The 17774-nt window shown below is 67.9% G+C and carries 13 protein-coding genes; 4 read left to right on the forward strand and 9 right to left on the reverse strand.

Features of this window, described 5'->3' with window-relative positions; genetic code table 11:
• Positions 1–14 precede the first annotated feature (14 nt).
• Complete coding sequence (locus OG729_RS10240) at positions 15–1568, forward strand: MFS transporter (RefSeq protein WP_360870082.1); 1554 nt, start codon at positions 15–17, stop codon at positions 1566–1568.
• 126 nt (positions 1569–1694) lie between these two features.
• Here the strand turns inward: OG729_RS10240 and OG729_RS10245 are convergent, their stop codons facing one another.
• The 5 genes from OG729_RS10245 to OG729_RS10265 all read right to left on the reverse strand — a co-directional run bounded on the left by OG729_RS10245 (position 1695) and on the right by OG729_RS10265 (position 6874).
• A complete protein-coding gene (locus tag OG729_RS10245) occupies positions 1695–3293 on the reverse strand; it encodes a DUF4153 domain-containing protein (RefSeq protein ID WP_405805663.1) in 1599 nt (532 codons plus the stop codon).
• 192 nt (positions 3294–3485) lie between these two features.
• The gene (locus OG729_RS10250; RefSeq protein WP_405805664.1) at positions 3486–4394 is read right to left on the reverse strand and encodes an ADP-ribosylglycohydrolase family protein; all 909 of its coding nucleotides are present in this window, start codon (positions 4392–4394) and stop codon (positions 3486–3488) included.
• 12 nt (positions 4395–4406) lie between these two features.
• Positions 4407–5066, reverse strand: a complete 660-nt coding sequence (locus tag OG729_RS10255; RefSeq protein WP_405805666.1) for a histidine phosphatase family protein — start codon at positions 5064–5066, stop codon at positions 4407–4409.
• A 231-nt stretch (positions 5067–5297) separates the two neighbouring features.
• A complete protein-coding gene (locus OG729_RS10260; RefSeq protein ID WP_360870070.1) occupies positions 5298–5903 on the reverse strand; it encodes a YdbC family protein in 606 nt (201 codons plus the stop codon).
• Positions 5904–6043: 140 nt separating this feature from the next.
• Positions 6044–6874 (reverse strand): arylamine N-acetyltransferase, encoded by an 831-nt coding sequence (locus tag OG729_RS10265; protein ID WP_405805668.1) that lies wholly within the window; start codon positions 6872–6874, stop codon positions 6044–6046.
• A 195-nt stretch (positions 6875–7069) separates the two neighbouring features.
• On the opposite strand from OG729_RS10265, the gene OG729_RS10270 reads away from it, so the two are divergent.
• Together OG729_RS10270 and OG729_RS10275 are read left to right on the forward strand one after the other, a co-directional pair.
• Positions 7070–7591 (forward strand): TerD family protein, encoded by a 522-nt coding sequence (locus OG729_RS10270; RefSeq protein ID WP_405805669.1) that lies wholly within the window; start codon positions 7070–7072, stop codon positions 7589–7591.
• A gap of 73 nt (positions 7592–7664) precedes the next feature.
• Positions 7665–8075, forward strand: a complete 411-nt coding sequence (locus OG729_RS10275; RefSeq protein ID WP_360870061.1) for a nuclear transport factor 2 family protein — start codon at positions 7665–7667, stop codon at positions 8073–8075.
• A gap of 105 nt (positions 8076–8180) precedes the next feature.
• Here the strand turns inward: OG729_RS10275 and OG729_RS10280 are convergent, their stop codons facing one another.
• From OG729_RS10280 to nrdR, 3 genes are all read right to left on the reverse strand, one after another.
• A complete protein-coding gene (locus OG729_RS10280) occupies positions 8181–10394 on the reverse strand; it encodes an ATP-binding protein (RefSeq protein ID WP_405805671.1) in 2214 nt (737 codons plus the stop codon).
• A 301-nt stretch (positions 10395–10695) separates the two neighbouring features.
• Positions 10696–13584, reverse strand: coding sequence for a vitamin B12-dependent ribonucleotide reductase (locus OG729_RS10285; protein ID WP_360870055.1), 2889 nt, complete (start codon positions 13582–13584; stop codon positions 10696–10698).
• Positions 13585–13755: 171 nt separating this feature from the next.
• A complete protein-coding gene (nrdR, locus tag OG729_RS10290; RefSeq protein WP_355824232.1) occupies positions 13756–14268 on the reverse strand; it encodes a transcriptional regulator NrdR in 513 nt (170 codons plus the stop codon).
• Between the two features lie 598 nt (positions 14269–14866).
• Here nrdR and lexA point away from each other — a divergent pair.
• Complete coding sequence (lexA, locus tag OG729_RS10295; protein ID WP_360870052.1) at positions 14867–15652, forward strand: transcriptional repressor LexA; 786 nt, start codon at positions 14867–14869, stop codon at positions 15650–15652.
• A gap of 104 nt (positions 15653–15756) precedes the next feature.
• Here lexA and OG729_RS10300 read toward each other — a convergent pair whose 3' ends face one another.
• Positions 15757–17751: an ATP-dependent DNA helicase gene (locus OG729_RS10300; protein WP_405805674.1), complete on the reverse strand. Its 1995-nt coding sequence runs from the start codon at positions 17749–17751 to the stop codon at positions 15757–15759.
• Positions 17752–17774 lie beyond the last annotated feature (23 nt).

Below are 17774 nucleotides of genomic sequence, written 5' to 3' on the forward strand. Positions count from 1 at the left end.
GTGGGGGACCCATAGTGACAACCTCTCAGTTAACAGCTCCAAGCAAGCCAGGGGCGGCCCGCAGACAGGGACGCCCCGGCATCGCACTCGCCGTCATCGCCGCTCTGCAGCTCATGGTGGTCCTCGACACGACCATTGTGAATATCGCCCTCCCGCACATCCAAGGGGCACTTGAGTTCACCACGACCCAGCTGTCCTGGGTGGTCAACGCCTACACCCTCACCTTCGGCGGGCTGTTGCTGCTCGGCGGCCGGGCGGGCGACATCCTCGGCCGCCGCAGAGTGTTCATCTTCGGTGTGCTGCTCTTCACCTTCGCCTCGCTGCTGTGCGGCGTCGCGCAGGAGCCCTGGCAAATGCTCGCCGCCCGTGCGCTCCAGGGCGTCGGCGGCGCCATAGCCTCACCCACGGCGCTCGCGCTCATCACCACGACCTTCCGCGAAGGCCCCGAGCGCAACCGAGCGTTCGGCATCTTCGCCGCGGTCTCGGCCAGTGGCGCGGCCATCGGCCTGCTCGCCGGTGGCATGCTCACCGAGTGGCTGGACTGGCGCTGGGTGTTCTACGTCAATCTGCCGATCGGCATTCTGATCGCTGTCCTCGCGCCGGTGTTCATCAACGAGTCCGAGCGGCACACCGCCCGGTTCGACATCGCGGGCGCGCTCACCTCGACCGCGGGCATGGCGTCCCTGGTCTATGGCTTCATCCGGGCGTCCGAGGACGGCTGGTCCGACAAGCTCACCCTTGGTGCCTTCGCGGCGGCGGTCGTACTTCTCACTGCGTTCGTACTGACCGAGCGGCGGGCGCGGGAACCGATCACTCCGCTGCGGATGTTCGCCGACCGCAACCGTTCAGGCACATATCTGATCATGATGAGCCTGGCCGCGGCGATGTTCGGCATGTTCTTCTTCATCGTGCTGTTCGTGCAGAACGTGCTGGACTACAGCCCCATCGCCTCCGGTCTCGCATTCCTCCCGGTCACGGTGATGATCGTGACCGCCGCCGGTATCTCTTCGAAGTTGCTGCCGAAGCTCGGGCCCAAGCCGTTCCTTGCCGCGGGTGCGGTGCTCACCGGGAGCGGCATGGCGTGGCTGACCGCACTGGACCCGGGCAGCTCGTATCTGGGCGGGGTACTGGGGCCGATGCTGCTCTTCGGATTCGGCATGGGTCTGGTGTTCGTGACGGCGACGCTCACAGCAGTCTCGGGCGTGGCGCAGCATGAGTCGGGTGCCGCCTCCAGTCTGCTCAACGCCACACAGATGGTGGGTGGTTCCCTGGGGCTGTCGATTCTTATGACGCTCTTCAGCACCGCCAGCCGCGATGAGGCGAAGCGTCAACTTCCGTCGTTCCTGGCGGATTCGACGCCGGCCCAGAAGGCAGCCTTCGCAAAGACGCACGAGCTGCCGCCGCCGTGGGGGCACCAAGTGCTCGCCGAAGGCATCGCGACGGCGTTCTGGGCGGGGGTGGGTCTGGTCGGACTCGCCGTGTTGACCGCGCTGTTCGTCATCAAGGTACGCAAGAGCGACCTGGAGGCGCTCAGCGGGTCGGCGGGCGCGGGCGCACACGCCGCCTGAGCCTGAGCCGGCCGCCACCCGCGAGCAGCACGGAGCCGCTCGCCGCGCAGGGTCGAGGTGCGGGCCGTACACGGGGGATACGGCCCGCACCTCGTCTTTTTTCTCAGTCGTCAGTTGTCGTTCGCCCTAGTTGTTGTAGTCGTACGGCCCGATCTCGCCCTCCTGATCGAATTCGGCGTCTTCGTCGTACTGTCGGCGGTCTTCCTCGGCGCACGCGTACCTATGGGTGTCGACTTTCCGTTCCGCCAGGATCTTCCGTGCCCGTGACTCGCCCCAACTGGTTGCGTACCAGGGCTTGTCGATGTCCTCGAGGTTCCTCGCAATATGGTCGAGCGCGCAGGAGCGCACCGGCTCCGGCAGCTTGTCGAGGGCCGGAACAGCGTCGGCGGACAGCCCCTCGAAGTAACTGACGTCGATTTTCCCGGTCTTCTGGTAGCGCTGTACGTTCCGCTCGGCGATCATCCCGTCCGGGGACAGCAGGCCGAATACGAGGACGGCGGCCGCAGCGCTCGCGGCGACGGCGCGCGGCAGCCACTTCGCGCCGAAGAACCCGGCCGCGATGATCAGGACGATCACCAGACCGAGCCACCACTCCATCGCCGCCACCGAAACCCGCAGCCTCGTAAACCCGTACGCGTCGACGTACAGATCCATCCGGCGCAGCGCCGACGCCACCACGACGAGCGTGAGCAGGCACAGGGTTCCGAGGACGGCTCGGACCAGGGTGCGGTCGCGGGCACCGTCGCGCGGTGCCCAGCGCAGCGCGAGCGCGATCACGAACAGCGTGAGCAGGGTCGCCAGGAGCAGCTGCCAGAAGCCCTGGCGTGCGTACTGCGAGTACGTCAGTCCGGTCTCCCGCAGCACCTTCTCGTATCCGCCGAAGAGCACCGCGAGCTGGACGGCGATGAAGACCGCGAAAAGGAGGTCGAGCACGATGAGCGGCAGCGCCCACTCCCAGCGGGCACGGGGCCGGCCGGGGCGCACAGTGACGCGGTCCCAGCGCATCGGTGCGGCCGCGGTGTGCGCGGCAGCCAGCGCTCCCACGAGACCGAGAGCGAACAGGAAGAAGCGCCACGGGCCGTCGGCCACCGAGACGTCGGGTATCAGCCCGTCGAGCAGATCGGCGAAGGCGGCGTCGGCGCCCGCGAAGAGCGCGCCGAAAACGATGAGCAGCACAGCGGCCACCGCCACCGTACGCACCACGGGGCCCCAGCGGCCCTGCGAGCTGCCCGCCCGCTCGCGCATTCCCGACCATCCCCAGGCCATGCCCGGCACGATCGAGTCCAGCAGGCCGAGCGAACCGAGAAGTACGCCCGGCCAGGTACGGCCGCCGTGCAGCGCGAGGGATCCCGCCGCAAGCGCGCTGACGACCGCGAGAACGGTCGGCCAGCCCGCGTCCCTCAGCACCGGCACGACGAGCAGCGCGAGCCCGGCAACCGCCCATGCAAGGGTCCAGGGGCGGAGCCGGCGACCTGCCGCGCGGGCCGCGAAGTGCGCCGCGAGGGCGGCAGGCACCGCCACGATCAGCAGGTTCAGTCCCAGCCCCTCGCCCAGCAGAAGTGCGCTGAGCAGAGCGGCGGCCAGGACAGACCAGAGCGTCGCGGCGGGCACGGGAGCCGGTGAGCCGGGGCGTATCCGTGCACGCTCGTTCGGCGGAAGATCTTCCGGCTCCTTGCTCTGACCGGGCTCGGAAACCGACGGCTCTGTGGACCGTACGTCTGACACGGGACCCCCTCCCGACCGGATCGCCGCGCATGCCTGGAGGGCGGACGTACGACCGGTGTCTCGTCTGCGTACTCTCCTGATGATCAGCTGGGAGTACGTGACGGACAGGCTAGCGGCGAAGTGCCGGGGCGACTCCCCAGGGGCGCCGCCGAGACCGGACCACGACCCGGCCACGCCTGCGACGTCAACTGCTCAGCGCAACCGGTCTGGCAGCCACTCCGGCAGGGCTTCGGTCTGCTCCAGCCAGTCGGCCGGGGGCTGCCCCGACTTGCCCGCGGCGACGACTCCGCAGGCGATGGCGCAGGTGGTGTCCACGTCACCGCCCGCCTGGGCGGTCGTCCAGAAGACACTCTCGAAGTCGCCGAGCGAACGGGCGGCGGACCACAGCGCGAACGGCACGGTGTCATGTGCACTGGAGCGCCGGCCGCTGCCGAGTACGGCGGCGACGGTCACGGCATCGCCGTAGTCGAGCATGTCGCGTGCCCGCCGCAGGCCCGCCCCCACCGCGCTGCGCGGCACCAGTGCGACGACGCCGTCGAGCAGGTCCGCGGGCTCCGGCGGCCCGTCCGGATCCGCGACGAGCGCGGCAGCCGCCGCCACGGCCATGGCGCCGACCACGGCCTCACGGTGCTGATGGGTGGTGTACGAGGAGATCTCGGCCTGGTGCGTGGCCTGCTCCGGATCGCCCGCGTACCAGGCGCCGAGCGGTGCGACACGCATCGCGGAGCCGTTGCCCCACGAGCCCTGCCCCTTGAAGAGCGCGGCTGCCTGCTCGCGCCAGTCGCCGCCCTCCCCGATCAGCCGGAGCAGCAGGCCGACGGCGCGGCCGTAGCCGCGATCGACGTCGTAGTGCTCGGCGAAGGACCGGGCGAGCGCGTCCTGGTCCACCCGGTCGTGGGCCGCGAGGACGGCCAGCACCGAGCAGGCCATCTCGGTGTCGTCGGACCACTGCCAGGTTCCTGGTGGCAGCTCGCGCCGCTTCACCAGCGGATAGTTCGAGGGAACGAAGAACCGGGAGCCCAGGGCGTCCCCCACGGACAGTCCACGCAGGCTGTCCAGGGCGCGCTCGAAGCACCGTTCGCGAGAGGAGTCAGCGGTCATCTTCCCGCCACTCTATCCGGTGACGCCGTACGGCTCAGGGGTGCGCCAGCGTTTGAACGGCTGGTCAAGCGTGTAGCGACCGTCCTCGCCGAGCTGCAGAATCCGCATCTCGGCGTTGTCCGGGTTCGACAGCGACTCGAATTCCGCGACCGACCAGTGGAACCAGCGCATGCAGAACAGGCGCATGGTCAGTCCGTGCGTGACCAGAAGGACGTTCGGCGGATGGTCCGGCGACTCGAAGCTCCGGTGCAGGCTCTCCAGAAAGGACCCGACGCGGTCGTACACATCCGCGCCCGACTCGCCCTGCGCGAAGCGGTAGAAGAAGTGTCCATAGGCGTCCCGGTACGCCTTCTGCAGCCGTACGTCGTCCCTGTCCTGCCAGTTCCCCCAGTCCTGCTCACGCAGCCGGGGCTCCTCCCTGATCCGTACCAGCTCCGGGTCGAGTGCGAAGGCACGGAAGGTCTCATGGGTCCGCCGATAGGGCGAGACATAGACGCTGACGCGCTCGCGCCCGAACAGCTCACGCAGTCGTGCACCCGTCTCCTCGGCCTGGGCCCAGCCGGTCGGCGTCAGCGGCAGTGCATGGTCGGGCTCGCGTTCGTACACGGTGTCATCGGCATTTCCCTCCGACTCGCCGTGCCGGACGAGGACGATGCGTCGCGGTCTTGCCATGTCTTGACAGTAGATCGGTCCGGACGGCGTCGAGCAGTCGGGTCCGAGTCCACGCGGCGTATCGGCAGCTGAGGCGGGGCACCAGATGGCCGGTCGCAGCCGACGCGGGGGCCCGCGGCCCGCAGTGGCCCACCACAGGTGGGGCGAGCGGAGCCCGCGGCCCGCAGTGACCGTTCGCCGGTGAGGCGGGTGGTGGCCGGTAGTCGGAGCGGCCGGCGCCGGCGCCCGGCGTCAGACCGTCCACGAGGGCTCGAGCTCCACCACATCACCGGCCAGCGCCGCGACATCCGCCTCCGTCTGCGCGCGCAGCAGCAGCCGCTCCACCCGCTCCCTGCGGTACTTCCCGTGCTCGGCCGCCGACTGCCACATCGACATCACCAGGAACTCGCTCCCCGGCGCCTCCCCGAACAACCCGCGCACCATCCCGGGTGACCCCGCCATGGCCGGGTTCCACACCTTCTCCTGCATCAGCGCGTAGTGCTCGACCCGGTCCTCGCGGACCCTGCAGTGCGCGACGCGCACCACGTCCGCGTCTGTGAACCGCGGCTCGAACCCCGTCTTCACGTCGAAGCGGTAGTCGAACAGTTTGACCTGTATGTCCTTGTACGTCCCAAACTGGCCGGCCGCCAGCCGGTCATGGGAGCGCGCCATGAACGAGTCGTAGAACGCCCGGCTCTCCCAGAAGCCGAAGACATGCGCGACATTCTGCCGCCCTCTGCTCCACCCACCGCCCTGTCCCCGGAATCCCGGCTCACCCAGCAGCCCCGCCCACTTCCGCTGTCCCCGCTCGAACCCACGACGGTCCACCACGGTGCAGCGAATCCACTTGACCAGCACCGCGCCATCGTACGGCGCGCAACGTGGCCCCGGTCACTCTCCTGCGGAGTGCACTCGTACCGGGTCGACCGAATCCTTGGCGTTCAGTTCGATTCCGAAACACATCAGCCAGGATCTGCACCAACTCCCCCGCCGGAACCTCAACGCGACTGCTCGCTCTGCTCGCTCAGGGCACGCAGCCGCGCGGCATCCTCGGTATCGAGCTCGATGCCGAAGATCTCGTCCAGTACGGAGATCAGCTCACCCGGCGGCACTCTGCGCCTCTCATTCGTCCCGTTGGTGTGCGAGACACTCAATTCGCCGCGCAGCAAGGCATGACGCACCTGAGGGCCGGGCTTCTGCGCCACCACCTGACCGACGAACCGCGACTGCGGATGTGTCGAGCTGTAGTGGTTCATGACCGTGAAGTCTTCGGGATAGAGCGTTTGGGGAGCGAACGCGTACACATCGGCCCACCCTTCGGGACCGAGAGTCCGCAGTACGTGAATCCCTTCGTCCTCCAAGCTGATCCCATAGGTCCACCCTCCCTGCTCCACCACGACGCCATCCCTCAAGCGCACCGGCTCCAGAATTCCCCCACCGCCGAAGCCCGTGTCGGCGAGCCAGGGTTCGCCGTCCACCGTGACCACCAGGACGGCATGCGTCACGGGCCGCCTCCTGGCTGCGCTCGCCCGGACCCGGGCCCCGCGCCCGGCCACCTGGAAGCCGATCCGCTCCAGCACTGCGGCGAACAGGGAGTTCTGCTCGTAGCAGTAGCCACCGCGCCGCCGCCCGACCAGCTTCGCCTGCAGGCTCTTCAGATCCAGCGGCACATGGCGACCGAGCGCCACTTCCAGGTTCTCGAAGGGAATCGCCGCGACATGCGCCCGCTGAAGGGCCCGCAGCGTCTCCAGGTCCACCGCGACCGGCCCTGCGTATCCGATACGTGCCAAGTACGCGTCCAGATCCAGCTCTTCGCTGCTCCAGATCATGATCCCCACCCCCGTGAACAATCAGGCGGTCCCGAGCGGTGCCGCCCTCCCAATGATCACCATGACGGCGCTGCACGCCAACCCTTTGTCTGCCCGGGACACGGCACCGCCTGATGCGGAAGCGTGGACGTGACACCATGGTCAACCGATGCAAATCACCTGGCAGTTCGGTGAATCACGGGAAAGGGGAATCCGGTGAGCAGTTTCAACAAGGGGGTCCGGAAGGCCGAGGTGACCCTGAGGTGGGATCCGAGCCCCCTCGGTCAGCCCGCGCATGATCTCGACATCGTCGCCGCGACGTACCGCGCGGACGCCCCGCACGGCGAGCCTGCGTACGTCGTGCATTTCGACAGCCGGTCGCCGGACGGCACCATCATCCTGGTCAGGGACAGCAAGACGGGTCAGGGCTTCGGCTCGGACGAGGTCATGACGCTGGAGTTCGACCGGCTGGCGGCCACGTACGGGCGCGTCGTCGTGGGAGTGGTCATTCAGCAGCGGGACGGTCGGACGGTGTTCGCCGATGTCGCGAACGCCCTCGTGCGCGTTCTGGAGGGGCACATCGAGCTGGGCAGCAGTGACTTCGCCGCCGTCGCCGGTTCCACGGCCGCCGTCGTCGGCGAGTTCACACGGAGCGAGGCGGGCGAGTGGGAATTCCACCGCACCGTCCGCGGATTCGACGCGGAGCCGCAGGAGTTCGTGGCCCTGATGGGCGGCTGACGGCGCCCGCGACGGCACTCCAGTCTGTTGAATGGCAGGCCGAACCTTCAAGGCACAAGGTGACGGAGGAGTCATGGGCGAGACCGAGAACACGCGACTGATGCAGCACATCTTCGCCGGGCTGGCGGAAGGGAACGGCCGACCCCTCGCCGAGAGCCTCGCCGACGACTTCCGCTGGACGATCATCGGTACGACGAAATGGTCTGGGACCTACGAGGGTAAACAGGCCGTCCTCAACGAGCTCTTTCGGCCGCTGCTCGCCCAGTTCGCGGACACATACACGAACATCCCACAACGTTTCATCGCCGCTGGGGACTGCGTGGTCGTGGAGTGCAGAGGTCGCGCCACAACCACGGAAGGGAAGCCCTATCACAACACGTACTGCTGGGTTTGCCACATCAGAGAGGGAAAGCTGCAATCACTGACTGAGTACTGCGATACCGATCTGATAGCAAGAACACTTGGGGAACCGGGCGACATATAGCCCCGATCGTCATGGCGGCCGAGTGGGGAGCCGGCATTTCGCCGACTCCCCACCCCGAGCAGTACTTCACGCCTGAAAAGCGCTCACATTACTGGCGGAGCACATTTATTCATCGCGGGCGGTATTCCCCTCGGATCGAGACGGAGCCACCTCTGGCCGTCGGTCAAGGGCGGCGAGCTGCTGCCGGATGCGGCTGGACTCGCCGATGCGGTGCTGCGCTTGAAACAACTCCAGCGCTCGCTGCCACGCCCGATGGGCCTGACCGTGGTGGCCGAGGGCGAGATGGGTCTGACCGAGCCGGTCAAGAGTGTCCGCTTCCTCGTAAGGATTACCAATGTCGCGATACAGGGCGAGTGCTTCACCGTAGTGGTCCAGGGCACGGAGATGGTCGTCGGTGTGGTGAGCGATGTAGCCCAGGGTGTCCAGAGTGTCCGCCTCACTTGCACGGTTCCGCCGGTCACGGTGCAGGACCAGTGCCTTCTCGCAGTGAATGCGTGCTTGGGCGTAGTTGCCCAGCCGGGCCGAGTACCAGCCCATCAGGCCAAGTGCGTCGGCTTCCCAAATCGTGTCGCCGATCGCACGGAACAGGCGTAGCGCCCGAGCGGCGTGCTCCAGCGCACGACGGTCCTCTCCGCTTCGCTCCCATGCCCACGCCAGGTAGCGGTGAGCGTGAGCCTGATTTGAGGGATCGTGAGCACGCTCGGCGAGTGCCAGCGCCTGCTCGATGTGCTCCAGTGCCTCTTCTTGCCGATCCATGCGAGCGTATGCCAGGCCGAGGAGCCGGTGAGCCATGCTCTGCCTGACGAAACTGCCCAGGTGGTAAGCAGAGTCCAACGCCGTCCGGGACACGGAGAGATCGTCGTGGAGATGTCCCTGTCGGTAGTGGAAGGTGGTCAGAGCCCACGCCAACTCCCACGCTGTGCGGTGCCAGCCGCGCTCCGCGGCCATGCGCTGAGTGGCCAGCAGACAGGGGTGCTCGGCATCGAACCACTGCAGCGCCGCGGCCTCGTCGCCCAAGGTGCCGGGGTGGCAACCAGAAACGGGCGGATCGAGATGGATCAGCTGACGGTGAGGATGCAGGATCCGGTCGCCGGCGAAGGCCGTGTGAGTGTAGAAGTCGGCGAGCCTGCGCAGCGCCGCGTCCCGGTCGTCCGCCGCGAGGTCACGACTGGCTTCGTCAGCGGCATACAGGCGGACCAGGTCATGCATCCGGTATCGGCCCGGTGAATCCTGCTGGAGCAGCGAGGCTCGCTCCAGTGCCCGGATCACCGGACCGACCCGGCTGACGGGCAGGCCGGTAAGGGCGGCCGTCGCGAACAGACTGATGTCCGCGCCTGGAGCGATACCGACCAGGCCGAACGCGCGGGCCTGCTCAGCCGGGAGAGCCGCATACGACCACGACAGCACGGCGGGCAGACTGGCACAGGCATCCCCGTCGTCCAAGGCACCCAGCCGAGTCGAGGCGTCGCGTAGTTCGGTGGCCAGCACGGCCAGCGGAAAGCCGGGGTGCGCTTCGGCCCGGCCGACGACGATGCTCAGAGCCAGCGGGAAGCCTCCGCAATGGACCAGCAGTGCGTCCACCGCGTCAGGCTCGTGGGCGATCCGTCCGGCACCGAGACGTGCGGCGAGCAGTTCGCGTGCCTCGTCTTCGCCGAGCACGTCCAACGGCAGCGAGCGGGCGCCATGAGCAGCTATCAGGCCGGCCAGTCGGTTGCGGCTGGTGATCAGTACTGTGCACGTCGGACTGTGCGGCAGCAGCGAGCTGACCTGGGCAGTATCGCGGGCGTTGTCCAGCACGATCAGCATGCGTTTACCGGCGACGAGACTCCGGTACAGCGCCGCCTGGGCATCCGGTTCCACCGGTATTCGGCTGGGGTCCACCCCGAACGCGTCCAGAAAGTTGCGTACCGCCACCCCTGGCGGCATCGGCTCTCCCTGGGGGGAGAAGCCCCGCAGATCGACGAATAACTGACCGTCAGGAAACCGGTCGACGTGCTGGTTGGCCCAGTGCCGTGCGAGCCACGTCTTGCCGATCCCTCCGGTTCCGACAATCGCGGAGATGACCACCGTCCTCCCCACGGCCATTGTCTCTTCCAAGGCAGAGGTCAGCCGCTCTTGCTCGTCACCGCGTCCGACAAACACGGACTGCGCCGCGGGAAGCTGCCGGGGTAACGGTGCGGTGGGCGGAGCGGCGTACAGGTGGACACCGCCGGTTACCACACCGGCCTGCACAACATGTCCGGCGACGGCTCCGGCCACCGTGTTGGTGACCGGGATCGCCTTCGCTGAATCGGGGCCGTGCTCGTGATCTCTTGTCATCACCGCGCCCGTCGCCGTTCGTGCGTCTCAACGATAGCCGCCCCACGGGTCCACGACCGGACGGTCAATGACGAGGGACACGCCGACGAGGGAGGCCCGCCACAGCTGGTTCCCCGCAATTTCAGCCGGCGTGAATGGCAAGGCAGGAATGCCGAGCGAAATACCCGCCTCGGTGCTTCGGGCACCGCCGCCTGCACGTTGCACTGCCCGCCTGCACGTTGCACTGAATGAGGGCGGGGTATCCGAATTCTTCGGATACCCCGCCCCCAACGGGCAAATCATGCCTGCCCGGTGCCCGGAGTCAGCTGCAGCCGCTGGTCGAGCCGCAGCCCTCGCAGATGTAGCAGGAGCCCGCCCGCTGCATCTTCGTCCCGCAGGAGAAGCACAGCGGCGCGTCCGCACTGATGCCCAGCTGCATCTCGACGAGCTCCGCCGAGGTGTGCGCCTGCTTCGGGGCCGGAACCTCCACCGGGAGAGCTGCGGCGACGGCCTTCAGGGGCTCCTGCTGACGCGGGGCGGACTGGGCCAGACCCTCCACGTCCACATCCTCGTCGGACGGCTCGTACGAACCGGTCTCCAGGTGACGCTGACGCTCCTCGGCCGAGTGGATGCCGAGCGCCGAGCGCGTCTCGAAGGGCAGGAAGTCCAGCGCCAGGCGGCGGAAGATGTAGTCGACGATCGACTGCGCCATCCGCACGTCCGGGTCGTCCGTCATACCGGCCGGCTCGAAGCGCATGTTGGTGAACTTCGAGACGTACGTCTCCAGCGGAACGCCGTACTGCAGACCCACCGAGACGGCGATCGAGAAGGCGTCCATCATGCCCGCGAGGGTCGAGCCCTGCTTCGACATCTTCAGGAAGACCTCGCCGAGACCGTCGTCCGGGTAGGAGTTGGCGGTCATGTAGCCCTCGGCGCCGCCCACCGTGAAGGAGGTGGTGATGCCGGGACGGCCCTTGGGGAGCCGCTTGCGGACGGGGCGGTACTCGACGACCTTCTCGACCGCGGCCCGGATCGTCTCCTCGGCCTTCTCGGTGACCTCGGCCTTCTCCTTCTCCTTGGTCTTGGCGGAGAGGGGCTGGCCGACCTTGCAGTTGTCGCGGTAGATCGCGAGCGCCTTGACGCCCATCTTCCACGCCTCGAAGTAGATCTCCTCGACCTCTTCGACGGTCGCCGACTCCGGCATGTTGACCGTCTTGGAGAGGGCGCCGGAGATCCACGGCTGGATGGCCGCCATCATGCGGACGTGGCCCATCGCGGAGATGGAGCGCTCACCCATGGCGCAGTCGAAGACCTCGTAGTGCTCGGTCCTCAGGCCGGGAGCGTCGATCACATTGCCGTTCTCGGCGATGTGGGCGACGATCGCCTCGATCTGCTCCTGCTGGTAGCCGAGGCGGTGCAGCGCCTGCGGGACCGTGCCGTTGACGATCTGCATCGAGCCGCCGCCGACCAGCTTCTTGAACTTGACCAGGGCGAGGTCGGGCTCGAGGCCCGTGGTGTCGCAGGACATCGCGAGACCGATGGTGCCGGTCGGGGCGATGACGGATGCCTGGGAGTTACGGAAACCGTTCTTCTCGCCGAGGCGGATCACGTCCTGCCAGGCCTCCGTGGCGGCGGCCCAGATCGGCGTGTCCAGGTCGTCCACGCGGACGGCCTCGGTGTTGGCGTCGGCGTGCTGCTTCATGACGCGCTTGTGCGGCGCGGCGTTGCGGGCGTAGCCGTCGTACGGGCCGACGACCGCGGCGAGCTCGGCGGAGCGCCGGTACGAGGTACCCGTCATCAGTGAGGTGATGGCACCGGCGAGCGCGCGGCCGCCGTCGGAGTCGTACGCGTGGCCCGTGGCCATCAGCAGGGCGCCGAGGTTGGCGTAGCCGATGCCCAACTGGCGGAAGGCGCGGGTGTTCTCACCGATCTTCTGTGTCGGGAAGTCGGCGAAGCAGATCGAGATGTCCATCGCGGTGATGACCAGCTCGACGACCTTGGCGAAGCGCTCGACGTCGAAGGACTGGTGGCCCTCGCCGTCGTCCTTGAGGAACTTCATCAGGTTCAGCGAGGCGAGGTTGCACGAGGTGTTGTCCAGGTGCATGTACTCGCTGCACGGGTTCGAGCCGTTGATCCGGCCGGACTCGGGGCAGGTGTGCCAGTGGTTGATGGTGTCGTCGTACTGGATGCCGGGGTCGGCGCAGGCCCAGGCGGCCTCGGCCATCTTGCGGAAGAGGGTCTTGGCGTCGACCTCCTCGATGACGTCGCCGGTCATCCGGGCACGCAGGCCGAACTTGCCACCGGCTTCGACGGCCTTCATGAACTCGTCGTTCACCCGGACCGAGTTGTTGGCGTTCTGGTACTGGACGGACGTGATGTCGTCGCCGCCCAGGTCCATGTCGAAGCCCGCGTCACGCAGAGCGCGGATCTTCTCCTCTTCCTTCACCTTGGTCTCGATGAAGCCCTCGATGTCGGGGTGGTCGACGTCGAGGATGACCATCTTGGCCGCGCGCCGGGTCGCACCGCCCGACTTGATCGTCCCCGCGGACGCGTCGGCGCCGCGCATGAAGGACACGGGGCCGGAGGCGTTGCCGCCGGAGGAGAGCAGTTCCTTGGAGGAACGGATCCTGGAGAGGTTCAGACCGGCGCCCGAGCCGCCCTTGAAGATCATCCCCTCTTCCTTGTACCAGTCGAGGATCGACTCCATTGAGTCGTCGACGGCCAGGATGAAGCAGGCCGAGACCTGCTGCGGCTGGGGCGTGCCGACGTTGAACCACACCGGCGAGTTGAAGCTGAAGATCTGGTGCAGGAGGGCGTACGCCAGCTCGTGCTCGAAGATCTCGGCGTCGGCGGGCGAGGCGAAGTAGTTGTAGTCCTCGCCGGCCTTCCGGTACGTCTTCACGATCCGGTCGATCAGCTGCTTGAGACCGGTCTCGCGCTGCGGGGTGCCGACGGCCCCGCGGAAGTACTTGCTGGTGACGATGTTGACCGCGTTCACCGACCAGAAGTCGGGGAACTCGACGCCACGCTGCTCGAAGTTGACCGAGCCGTCGCGCCAGTTGGTCATGACGACGTCACGACGCTCCCAGACCACCTCGTCGTACGGATGCACGCCGGGGGTGGTGTGGATTCGCTCGATACGCAGACCCTTGTTCGCCTTGGATCCCTTGGCTCGGGACCCTCGTGCCGGGCCGCTCGTCGTCTCTGTCATGCCGCCTCCCATATACGGGCAAAAACGCTCTGAAGTGCCCAGATCTTCCCGTGGCACAGTCTTGTCTGATGCCGCGGGCGCCGCGCACGGCGCCCGTGACAGGTCTTCTTGCCGCCCTGCTGCCGATCGGCGGGCCGATGAGGCGGGCCCTGGGGATCGGCGCGGTTGTGCTCAGTCGGCGGCGGTGGCGGGAACCGGGACCTCAAGGGTCTCGCCGGTCCCGCGCTCCTCTGCGGGAGGCCGCTGTTCGCGGAGTTCCGCGATGGCGGCCTCGAAGTCTTCGAGCGAGTCGAAAGCCCGGTACACGGACGCGAATCGCAGGTACGCGACGAGGTCGAGTTCCTGCAGGGGGCCGAGTATGGCCAGACCCACGTCATGGGTGGTCAGCTCGGCACTGCCGGTGGCGCGCACCGCTTCCTCGACCCGCTGGCCGAGCTTGGCGAGGGCGTCCTCGGTGACCGGTCGCCCCTGGCATGCCTTGCGCACGCCGGAGATGACCTTGGTACGGCTGAAGGGCTCGGTCACTCCGCTGCGCTTGATCACCATCAGCGAGGCGGTTTCCACCGTCGTGAAGCGGCGGGAACAGTCGGGGCACTGCCGACGGCGTCGGATCGACGTTCCGTCGTCGGTGGTGCGACTGTCGACGACACGGCTGTCGGGGTGCCTGCAGAAGGGGCAGTGCATGGCTCTCCCAACCCTCCTTCACAGCACGACTGAATAGCCTCGACCGGCTTGTCGAAGCCCTTCGAAGCAGCCCCAAGCATAGGCGATGGCCACGGTCTTGGCGGACCGGGGACCACAACTTCTGGGCGGCGGACACAATCCAACCACTAGATCTGGGGTTGAGCCGCGTTTTCTACCCTCAGCGCGTGTCGCGCGGGGGTGGTCGCCTACGGGAGGCGTACGAGTGGTGGCGCCGTGTCATCAAGGCGGCGCGGTACCGGCATCGGACGGGCCGCAGACAGGCCACGGAGAGATCACCGACGGGCCGCAGGCAAGCCGACGAGCGGCCAGGAACCGGCCAGCGACTACGCGAAACGCACGGCTCCCTGGATTCCGGGCCGCCGGGTGCAAGACTGGAATCACCCCGCCCCTCGGCACCCCGCCGGTGGAGGCTACCGTACTGGCCGGCATTGCCTTACGGTCTCATCGTTCGCACATACACCCAGGCAGGCGCCTACGTCAGGCAATCTGCGATTTTTCACTCGAACGTGTGTTTGGCGCAACCTTTCGAAACCCACTACCGTTGTCCAGCTAGGGAGACCATTCGAGAGGGGCCGACGTGACCACCACCGCAGACAGTGCCGCCATCACTGCCCAGGACCGCTCCCAGAACCGATTCGAGCCGGTGCATGCCATGAATGACGCAGCCACGCCCCCCGAGGGGCAGAAGCCCACGCGTTCGCTGCCCGGCCGACCTCCAGGTATCCGGGCCGACAGCTCCGGACTCACGGATCGGCAGCGGCGCGTCATCGAGGTGATCCGCGACTCCGTGCAGCGTCGGGGATACCCGCCGTCGATGCGTGAGATCGGCCAGGCTGTCGGGCTGTCCAGTACCTCCTCCGTCGCACATCAGCTGATGGCGCTGGAGCGCAAGGGCTTCCTGCGCCGGGACCCGCACCGCCCCAGGGCGTATGAGGTGCGCGGCTCCGACCAGCCCAGCACCCAGCCGACGGACACCAGCGGCAAGCCCGCCGCGTCGTACGTTCCGCTGGTCGGCAGGATCGCCGCCGGTGGCCCGATCCTCGCCGAGGAGTCGGTCGAGGATGTGTTCCCGCTCCCCCGCCAGCTTGTCGGCGACGGCGAGCTGTTCGTACTGAAGGTCGTGGGCGACTCGATGATCGAGGCCGCGATCTGCGACGGGGACTGGGTTACGGTCCGCCGCCAGCCCGTCGCGGAGAACGGGGACATCGTGGCCGCGATGCTGGAGGGCGAGGCGACGGTCAAGCGCTTCAAGCGGGAGAACGGCCATGTGTGGCTCCTCCCGCACAATGCTGCGTATCAGCCCATTCCGGGTGACGAGGCGACGATTCTCGGCAAGGTGGTGGCTGTGCTTCGGCGGGTGTGAGGCACCCGCCGGCTCTGACCGGGCCCCGGGACCCACTGCGCCGGTCCCGGGGCCCTGCTGTGCCCGCAAGCCCCCGAGGCCGTTACGGGTGGCTGTCTTGGGTACTACCTGCCGTCGGCCTTGGCGGCGGCGTCGATCGCGGCCAGCGAGCGCCGCACCTGGTTGCGGTCGGTGGTGTACCAGAAGTCCGGCAGCGAGGCGCGCAGATAGCTGCCGTAACGGGCGTTGGCCAGCCGCGGGTCGAGTACGGCGACAACGCCGCGGTCGCCCGTGGCGCGTACGAGACGGCCGGCGCCCTGGGCCATCAGCAGTGCGGCATGCGTGGCGGCGACGGCCATGAAGCCATTGCCGCCGGCCTCCTCCACGGCCTTCTGCCGGGCGCTCATCAGCGGATCATCGGGACGCGGGAACGGAATCCGGTCCATGACGACCAGCTGGCAGCTGGCCCCTGGGACATCGACGCCCTGCCACAGGGAGAGCGTGCCGAACAGACAGGTCTCGGGGGAGGCGGCGAAGGACTTGATCAGCTCACCCAGAGTCTCCTCGCCCTGAAGCAGAATCGGCTTGTCGAGCCTGCCGCGCAGCTCCTCGGCCGCAGCCTGGGCGGCCCGCATGGAGGAAAAGAGGCCGAGCGTACGACCGCCGGCCGCCTCCACCAGATCAGCGAGTTCGTCCATCATGTCGCCACGGGAGCCTTCCCGCCCCGGTGTCGCCAGATGGCGGGCGACATACAGAATGCCCTGCTTCGGGTAGTCGAACGGCGAGCCGACGTCGAGCCCCTTCCACTGCGGACTCACGACATCTGCGGCTCCGCCGAGGGCATCGCCTGCGGTGCCCTCGGGAGCGAGGCCCAGCGAGGCCCCGACCCCGTTGAAGTCGCCGCCGAGCTTCAGCGTGGCAGAGGTCAGCACCACGGACCGTTCGGCGAACAGCTTCTCGCGCAGCAGACCGGAGACCGAGAGCGGGGCCACCCTCAGGGACGCGCCGAAACGGTCGTGGCGCTCGTACCAGACGACGTCGTACTCGGACCCTTGCGTGATGCGCTCGGCCACGTCATGGATGTTCTCCACGGAGGCGAGGGCCTGCTTGCGTACGGCGTCCTCGTCCTGGACGGACTTGTCGCGGGTGCTGCCGAGGGCCGAGATGACCGTGCGGGCAGCGTCCCGCAGAGCCATCAAGGCGTACCCCAGGTCCTCGGGGATCTCCTCGAGTCGGCCCGGCAGCGCGAGCTCCATCAGCCGCTCGAAGGTCTCGGCAGCGGTCTGCAGAGCGTCCGCCGCCTTCTCGTTGACCAGCTTGGCGGCGCGGCGCACGGCACGGTTGACCTGGCCCGGCGTGAGCTCGCCGGTCGCGACGCCGGTGACCCGGGAGACCAGCTCATGGGCCTCGTCGACGATCAGCACCTCATGCTGCGGGAGCACTGGAGCGCCCTCGATGGCATCGATGGCCAGAAGTGCGTGATTGGTGACGACGACATCGGCGAGCTTGGCGCGCTCGCGCGCAGCCTCGGCGAAGCACTCGGCACCGTACGCGCACTTCGAGGCACCGAGGCACTCCCGGGAGGAGACGGAGACCTGTGCCCACGCCCGGTCCGAGACTCCCGGGGTGAGATCGTCCCGGTCCCCGGTCTCGGTCTCGTCGGACCAGTCACGCATCCGCAGCAGATCCTGACCGAGCTTGCTGGTGGGCGCGGCAGCTTCGAACTGGTCGAAGAGCCCGTCCTCCTCTTCCTGCGGTACGCCCTCATGCAGGCGGTGCAGACAGAGATAGTTGGAACGGCCCTTGAGCATGGCGAACTCGGGGCGGCGGCGCAGCAGTGGGTGCAACGCCTCGACCGTACGCGGAAGATCACGCTCCACCAGCTGCCGCTGCAGGGCCAGCGTGGCCGTGGCCACGACCACACGCTCCCCGTGCGCCAGGGCGGGCACCAGATATCCGAGGGACTTTCCGGTGCCGGTGCCGGCCTGGACAAGCAGGTGGGAATTGTCGTCGACGGCCTCGGCGACGGCCTCGGCCATGGTGACCTGGCCTGGTCGTTCCACACCGCCGACGGCGGTGACGGCGGCGTGGAGGAGCTCGGGGAGGGATGGCTTCGTCATAGCCGTACCAGCCTACGGGGCGC

The sequence above is a fragment of the Streptomyces sp. NBC_00210 genome, from assembly GCF_045160975.1.
Lineage (GTDB): Bacteria > Actinomycetota > Actinomycetes > Streptomycetales > Streptomycetaceae > Streptomyces.